The organism is Streptomyces aurantiacus JA 4570, assembly GCF_000414115.1.
In the GTDB taxonomy this organism is placed as follows: domain Bacteria; phylum Actinomycetota; class Actinomycetes; order Streptomycetales; family Streptomycetaceae; genus Streptomyces; species Streptomyces aurantiacus_A.
In genome coordinates, this window is sequence record NZ_AOPZ01000263.1 from 1 (window position 1) to 6678 (window position 6678).

6 protein-coding genes are annotated in these 6678 nt (G+C 73.1%); 4 read left to right on the forward strand and 2 right to left on the reverse strand.

Going from position 1 to position 6678, the window contains the following annotated elements:
- Together STRAU_RS24160 and STRAU_RS24165 are read right to left on the reverse strand one after the other, a co-directional pair.
- The coding region (locus STRAU_RS24160; protein ID WP_052029214.1) for an HtaA domain-containing protein at nucleotides 1-1195 on the reverse strand (1195 nt) is incomplete at its 3' end.
- 288 nt (nucleotides 1196-1483) lie between these two features.
- Nucleotides 1484-3028: an HtaA domain-containing protein gene (locus tag STRAU_RS24165; protein ID WP_052029216.1), complete on the reverse strand. Its 1545-nt coding sequence runs from the start codon at nucleotides 3026-3028 to the stop codon at nucleotides 1484-1486.
- A gap of 51 nt (nucleotides 3029-3079) precedes the next feature.
- Between STRAU_RS24165 and STRAU_RS24170 the strand changes: the two genes are divergently transcribed.
- From STRAU_RS24170 to STRAU_RS24185, 4 genes are all read left to right on the forward strand, one after another.
- On the forward strand, nucleotides 3080-4150 hold the full coding sequence (locus STRAU_RS24170; protein WP_078621437.1) for a heme/hemin ABC transporter substrate-binding protein: 1071 nt from the start codon (nucleotides 3080-3082) through the stop codon (nucleotides 4148-4150).
- 17 nt (nucleotides 4151-4167) lie between these two features.
- Complete coding sequence (locus tag STRAU_RS24175; RefSeq protein ID WP_016643009.1) at nucleotides 4168-5238, forward strand: FecCD family ABC transporter permease; 1071 nt, start codon at nucleotides 4168-4170, stop codon at nucleotides 5236-5238.
- Nucleotides 5235-6083, forward strand: coding sequence for a heme ABC transporter ATP-binding protein (locus STRAU_RS24180; RefSeq protein WP_052029220.1), 849 nt, complete (start codon nucleotides 5235-5237; stop codon nucleotides 6081-6083). The genes STRAU_RS24175 and STRAU_RS24180 overlap by 4 nt, the downstream gene beginning before the upstream one ends.
- 89 nt (nucleotides 6084-6172) lie before the next feature.
- On the forward strand, nucleotides 6173-6678 hold a 506-nt coding region (locus STRAU_RS24185), incomplete at its 3' end, for an FTR1 family protein (protein WP_037661559.1).

Consider the following 6678-nt stretch of genomic DNA (forward strand, 5'->3'; position numbering starts at 1 on the left):
CGCCGCCCACGCTGCCGCCACCGACCGAACCACCGCCGGCCGCCCCGTCGTCGCCGCCGGCCGCCCCGCCGCCGCCCGCCGCACCGGCGTCACCGGATCCGCCGCCCGAGGACGAGGGGACCTTGGCGCCGGCGGAGAGGGTGAGCGCGACCGTCATGGGGTCGAGCTTCTCGCCCTTCTTGTACGGCGACCCGGCCGCCTCGCTCTCGAACTGCTCGGCGCCCGCCGCCGTGAGCCGCGTGGGCACCTTGCTGAGCAGGACGACGTCGCCCTTCGCCTTGTAGGAGGCGCGGGAGAGGTCGAGGGTCGCGAACTTCACGTCGTTGCTGGTGCGGCCCTGGGCCTTCACGTCCGCGGTCAGCGTGCCGGTCTTGCCGCGCGCGCGGACCTTGAGGTCGCTGAACTTCATGTCGATGCCGTGGCCCTTGTACAGGAACCGCACGCTGCCGCCGAAGGACGCGTCGATCTTCTTGGCCCCGGCGTTCCAGGCCGCCTTGGCGTGCGGGAAGTCGTACCCGGCCGAGGTCTTCTTCGCGCCGCCGGACGCCTGCACGCTGCCGCCCGTGGAGATGTAGCGGCGGAAGGACTCCTTCAGGCCCCAGGACAGCTTGCCGCCGACGACTTTGCCGCCCACTGCCCCGCCCGTGCCGGACGACGGCTTCGAAGTCGGCTTCGTGGGCGTGGGCTTGGGCTTAGACGTCGGCTTCGTCGGCGTGGGCGTCGGCTTCGTCGGCTTGTCCGTGGGGGTCGGCGACGGGACGGGGCCGCCGGTCTTCACCGTCAGCGTGGCCGGGTCGAGGACCTCGCCCTCCTGGTACATGCCGTTGAACGCCTTCGCGCCCTTCGCGGTGAGGGTCGTCGGGATGTCCTTGAACGTCATCGCGCCGCCCTGGCCCTGGCCGGGCCGGACGTCGGTGAGGTCGAGCTTCGCGAGGTCGATGTCGTTCTGCTTGGCGCCGTTGAGGGTGACGTCGGCCTGGATCGCGCCGGTCTTGCCCTTGGTGTGCACCTTGACGTCGGCGATCCGGATGTCGAACTTGTGCGCCGTCGAGGTGAAGCGCACATCGCCCTTGAAGGCGGCCTTCAGGACGTGCCCGGTGAGTTCGTACGTGCCCTTGCCGCCGGAGAACGTGAACACCCCGTTGTCCGGCGCCTGCTTGGCACCGCCACCGGCGGTGATCTCGCCGTGCGCCATGCCCGTGACGTACTTGCGGAAGGACTCCTTCAGGCCCCAGTCCAGGGTGCCGTCCGTGATGGTGAAGGCCGTGGGCGCCTGCTGGGCGGCGGCCGTGCGGGGCGCGTCGGCCGGGGCGTCGACGGGGGCGTCGGCCGCGACGGCGGGCAGGGCGAGCGCGGCGGCGCCGAGAGCGGCGGGCGCGCGACGGCGGCCGCGCGGGCTATGGGGCGGCGGGTGGCTGCCATGGTCAGTACTCCTCGTAGAGGGAAGGGAGAGATGGAGTGGGTGGGGACGGGGAAGCGGGAGCTATTCGCCGGGGGCGGAGCGCTCGGCTGAACCGGCGGAACCGGAGGGCGACTCGGCGGAGCCGGACGGCTCGGCGGAAGCACCCGCCCCCGCACGAGCGAGGCGCCGCCTCCGCTCCCACCGGAACGCCACCGCCGCCGCGACCAGCAGGGCCGCGACCGCCGCGAGCGTGATCGGCAGGGCCTTCGACGAGCCGTCGGAGTCGTCCGAGGCCGAGGCCGAGTCGTCGGCCGTCCGCTCCGACCTCGCCCCGGCCGCGGGCTTCTTCGCGCCGGGCGCCGCGGCGGAGCCGAGGTCCGGCAGCGCTGGCAACTCGGCCTCGTCGTCGACGGCGACGGCCAGGGAGACCGGGTCCATCGCGGTGCCCGGCTTGTACATCGACCCGAACGCCTTGGCGCCGTCGGCGGTGAGTTTCGCGGGGGCCTCGGTGACGGCGATCAGGCCGTCGCGCGGCTTGAGGCCCTTCAGTCCGGAGGCCGTGAACGTGACGAGGGCGGCCTTCTTCTTCCGGAAGTCCGCGCCGGCCACGTCGGCGTACAGCGTGCCCTTGCCGTCCTTCACGCCGACGGCGACCTCGCTCAGCTCGATGTCGAGCCCGTGCTTGCCGGTGAAGCGGACGGCACCGGCGAAGTCCGCGGCCAGCGTGCGTTTCTTCTCGTCGTACGTGCCCTCGCCGCGCGGGAAGCGGAACAGCGCGCCGCCGTCCTGGGCGCCCGACGACAGCGTCCACTTGCCCTTGGCGATGGACCCGGAGACGTACTCACGGAAGGTGCGGCGCACACCCCAGTCGACGGCGGCGTCCTCGATGCGCCCGGTGGCCTTGGTCTTCTCCGAAGTCTTCTTGCCGGGCTTCTTCTTGGGTTTGTCCATGGGCTTCTTCGACGACTCGGCCGCCACCAGGTCCGTCGACAGGCTCACCGGGTCGAGCTTCGTGCCCGCCGTGTAGTACCCGGCGAACGCTTTCGCGCCCTGCGTGGTGAGCGTCGCGGGCAGGTTGGTGAGGGCGATCGGTCCGGTGCCGCCCTTCATGTCGATGCCGGACACGTTGAGGGACGCGAGCGGCACCTGGGCGGTCGAGGTGACCCTGCCGGTGCCCTTGTCCTTGCTGACCATGTCGGCGTAGAGGGTGCCGGAGCCGCCGGAGACCTTCACGGTCGGGCGGCTGATCGTCAGGTCCAGGGCGTACGATCCGCCCTTCTTGTGCCCGGTGAAGTGCACCCCGCCGGAGAACGCGGCCGTGAAGGCGCCGCTGCCGGCGTCGTACGAACCCTTGGCCGAGTGGAAGCGGAACTGGCTGCCGCCGACCGTCGCCGCGCCGCCCTGGAGGTTCCAACTGCCCTTGGCTATGGGGCCGGTGACATAGCTCTGGAACGACGCCTTGATGCCCCAGTCCAGCCTGCCGCCCTGGACGGTGCGCGGTTTCGTGTACGCGGCGTGCGCGGCGGCCGCCGGCAGCAGCGCTCCGGCGAGTCCGGCCACCACGACCACGACTCCCGCGCGGATGCGGGCACGACGGCGCACCGCCGACGGTCTCGACGACGACATGGAACCCCTCCGGGTCTAGCCTCTAAGGTAAGGCTAACCTAATCTACGATCATGACTACGGGGAACCCCACGACAGGACGGTGGACTTCGGTGCGCAAGCCCCGCTCACTGGTACGCAAACCGCGCTCACTCCGGACGATCGGCGCCCTGACGGCCGTACTCGTACTCACCCTCGCCGGATGCGGATCGTCGGACGACGGCGGTTCGGAGAAGGGCGGTCCGCAGGCCAAGGCCGCGCCCGCCGACCGTGTCGAGCCGCTCGCGGGCACGCCGGAGGCGAAGCTGCCCGTGACCGTGAAGTCCGCCGACGGCAAGCGGGTCACGGTCAGGAAGACCGACCGGATCGTGCCGCTCACCGGCAGCCTCAACGAGATCGTGTTCACGCTCGGCCTCGGCGAGAACGTGGTGGCCCGCGACATCACCGCCACCTTCCAGCAGGCGAAGAAGCTGCCCGTGGTGACGCGCGCGCACGACGTCTCGGCGGAGAGCGTGCTGTCCCTGAAGCCGACGGTCGTCCTCGCCGACACCACGACGGGCCCCGCCGAGGCGATCGACCAGATCCGCGCGGCGGGCATCCCCGTCGTCGTCCTCGAACCCGCCAAGAGCCTCGCCGACGTGGGCCCGCGCATCGGGGCGGTGGCGGGGGCGCTGGGCGTCGAGAAGGCGGGCGAGCAGCTCAAGTCCCGTACGGAGCAGCGGATTTCGAAGGTGCGGGACGGCGTGCCCGCGCAGTCGAAGAAGCCGCGGGTGGCGTTCCTCTATCTGCGCGGGTCGGCCTCCGTCTATCTGCTCGGCGGGCGGGACTCCGGTGCGGGCTCGCTGCTCGAAGCGGCAGGCGCGGTCGACGCGGGCAAGGAGTCCGGGCTGAAGAAGGACTTCACGGCGATCACCAGCGAGGCGCTCGCCAAGGCGGCGCCGGACGCGATCCTGGTGATGACGAAGGGGCTCGACTCCGTGGGCGGCGTCGACGGCCTGGTGAAGATCCCGGGCGTGGCCGAGACGCCCGCGGGCCTCGACCGCCGCGTCGTGTCCATCGAGGACGGCGTCCTGCTCAACTACGGCCCGCGCACCGACGAGGTCCTCAAGTCCCTGGTGGACCAGCTCTACAAGGACGCCAAGTGAGCGTGGCCGCCAGACCGGTGGAGGGGAAGGAAGAGGTCGAGCAGGAGCGCGGTGCACGTCGCCGGAGCGCGCCTTACCTCCTCACCGTCGGCCTCCTCGCCGCCCTCGTCGTACTGAGCCTGCTGTCCGCCGGGATCGGCGCGTACGACATCCCGCTCGGCGACGTGCTCGCCTCCGTGCAGCACCGGACCGGGCTCGGCGGGCACGCGCTCGACCGGGTCGGCGAGAGCGTGCTGTGGAACGTTCGGCTTCCGCGTGTGACGCTCGCGCTGCTCGTGGGCGGGTCGCTCGGCTGCGCGGGCGCGCTGATGCAGGGCGTGTTCGGCAATCCCCTCGCGGAGCCCGGCGTCATCGGGATCTCGTCGGGGGCGGCGGTCGGCGCGGTCGCCTCGATCGCGCTGGGGCTGAGCTTCTTCGGGAACTGGACGGTGACGGTGTGCGCGTTCGTCGCCGGGCTCGCCACCGTGCTGCTCGTGTACGTCCTGTCACGGGACGGCGGCCGCACGGAGGTCGTGACGCTGATCCTCACCGGCATCGCCGTGAACGCCTTCGCGGGCGCGCTCATCGGGCTCTTCCTGTTCTTCGCGGACAACGCGCAGGTCACGCAGATCACCTTCTGGCAGTTGGGTTCGCTGGCGCAGGCGACCTGGCCGAAGGTGCTCGCCGTGCTGCCGTGCGCGGCCGCCGGGCTGCTCGTCGCGCCGTTGTACGCGCGCAAGTTGGACCTGCTGGCCCTCGGGGAGCGGCCCGCGCGGCACCTGGGCGTGGACGTGGAGCGGCTGCGGATGGTGCTCGTGCTCGTGGTCGCGCTGCTCACGGCGGCGGCCGTGGCGGTGGCGGGGATCATCACGTTCGTGGGGCTCCTCGTACCGCATCTGCTGCGGATGGCGGCCGGTCCCGGGCACCGGTTCCTGGTGCCCGGCAGCGCGCTCGGCGGGGCCGTCGTACTGGTCGGCGCGGACCTCGCGGCCCGCACCGTCGCCGCGCCCGCCGAGCTGCCGCTGGGCGTGCTGACCGCGCTCTTCGGCAGCCCGTTCTTCTTCTGGCTGCTGCGCAGGACCCGCCGCAAGCACGGAGGTTGGGCATGATCGGGACCGTGAGCCGACGGATCTTCGGGGTACGCGACCGGGTGCTGCCCGGCCCCGTCGCCCCGGGCGACGTGCTCGCCGAGGCGGCGGACCTGCGGGTGCGGCTCGGCGGCGCCGAAGTCCTGAAGGGCGTGGACGTGCGGGCCCGCGCGGGCGAGGTGCTCGCCCTGGTCGGCCCCAACGGGGCGGGCAAGTCGACCCTGCTCGCCGCGCTCGCCGCCGACCTGCCCGCCGACGGCGGCACCGTGACCGTCTGCGGCCGCCCGGCGCCGGACTGGCCCGCGCGCGAACTGGCCCTGCGCCGCGCGGTGTTGCCCCAGTCGGCCACGCTCTCCTTCCCCTTCCCGGTCGAGGACGTCGTCCGGATGGGCCGAGCGCCCTGGGCGGGCACGCGCCGCGAGGACTGTGACGACCGGATCGTGCGCGAGGCGATGGCGGCCACCGAGGTGGGCGCGTTCGCGGCGCGGCCGTTCTCCGCGCTCAGCGGCGGCGAGCGGGCGCGGGTGGCGCTGGCCCGGGTCCTCGCCCAGCGCACCCCGCTGCTCCTGCTCGACGAGCCGACCGCCGCGCTGGACCTGCGCCACCAGGAACTCGTCCTGCGGGTCTGCCGCCAACGGGCCGCCGCGGGCGACGCGGTGGTGGTCGTCCTGCACGACCTGGGCCTCGCGGCGGCGTACGCGGACCGCGCGGTGGTCCTGGACGGCGGGCTCGTCGCGGCCGACGGCGCCCCCGGCGACGTATTCGAGGACAAGCTTCTGTCGGACGTGTACCGGCAGCCCATCGAGGTGTTCCCGCACCCACGGACCGGGGCACCGCTGATCGCCCCGCTGCGGGACGCCCGCTGAGGCGACGGCAGCCGCCCCCGGCCGGTGCCGCATGCTGTCCCTGTTCACCGAAGAGACACGGGGTTCACCGAAGCGACACGGGGGCGGGGATGTTCGACAGCTTTCTGATCGGTCTGCGCGCGGGCCTGGCGGCGGCGTTGCTCGTCGGGGTTCTCGTCGCGTACCTGGTGCGGGCGGGGCGGCGCTGGGCACTGCGCGCGGTGGCGGGCGGGGCCGGTGCGGCGGTGGCGCTGTCGCTGGGCTTCGGCTGCGCGCTGACCTTCGGCTCGCAGGAGCTGACGTTCAAGGCGCGGGAGGCGTACGGGGGTTGGCTGTCGCTCGCCGCTATGGCCCTGGTGACCTGGGTGTCGGCCTGCATACGATTGGCCGTCCGGCCGCGCACCGCGGTGGTGGTGGCGGCGTTCCTCGCCGTGGGACACGGCGGCGTGGACACGTCGCTGTTCCTGTGGGGAGCCGTGCGGGCGTCCGGCGACGGCACCCACGCGCCGCTGGCCGGAGCCGTCATCGGCCTGCTCGTGGCGGCGGCCGTGGGCTGGCTGTGCCGCCGCGGCGTGACGCGCGCGTCGTCCCCCGGGTGGGCGGCGGCGACGGCGGT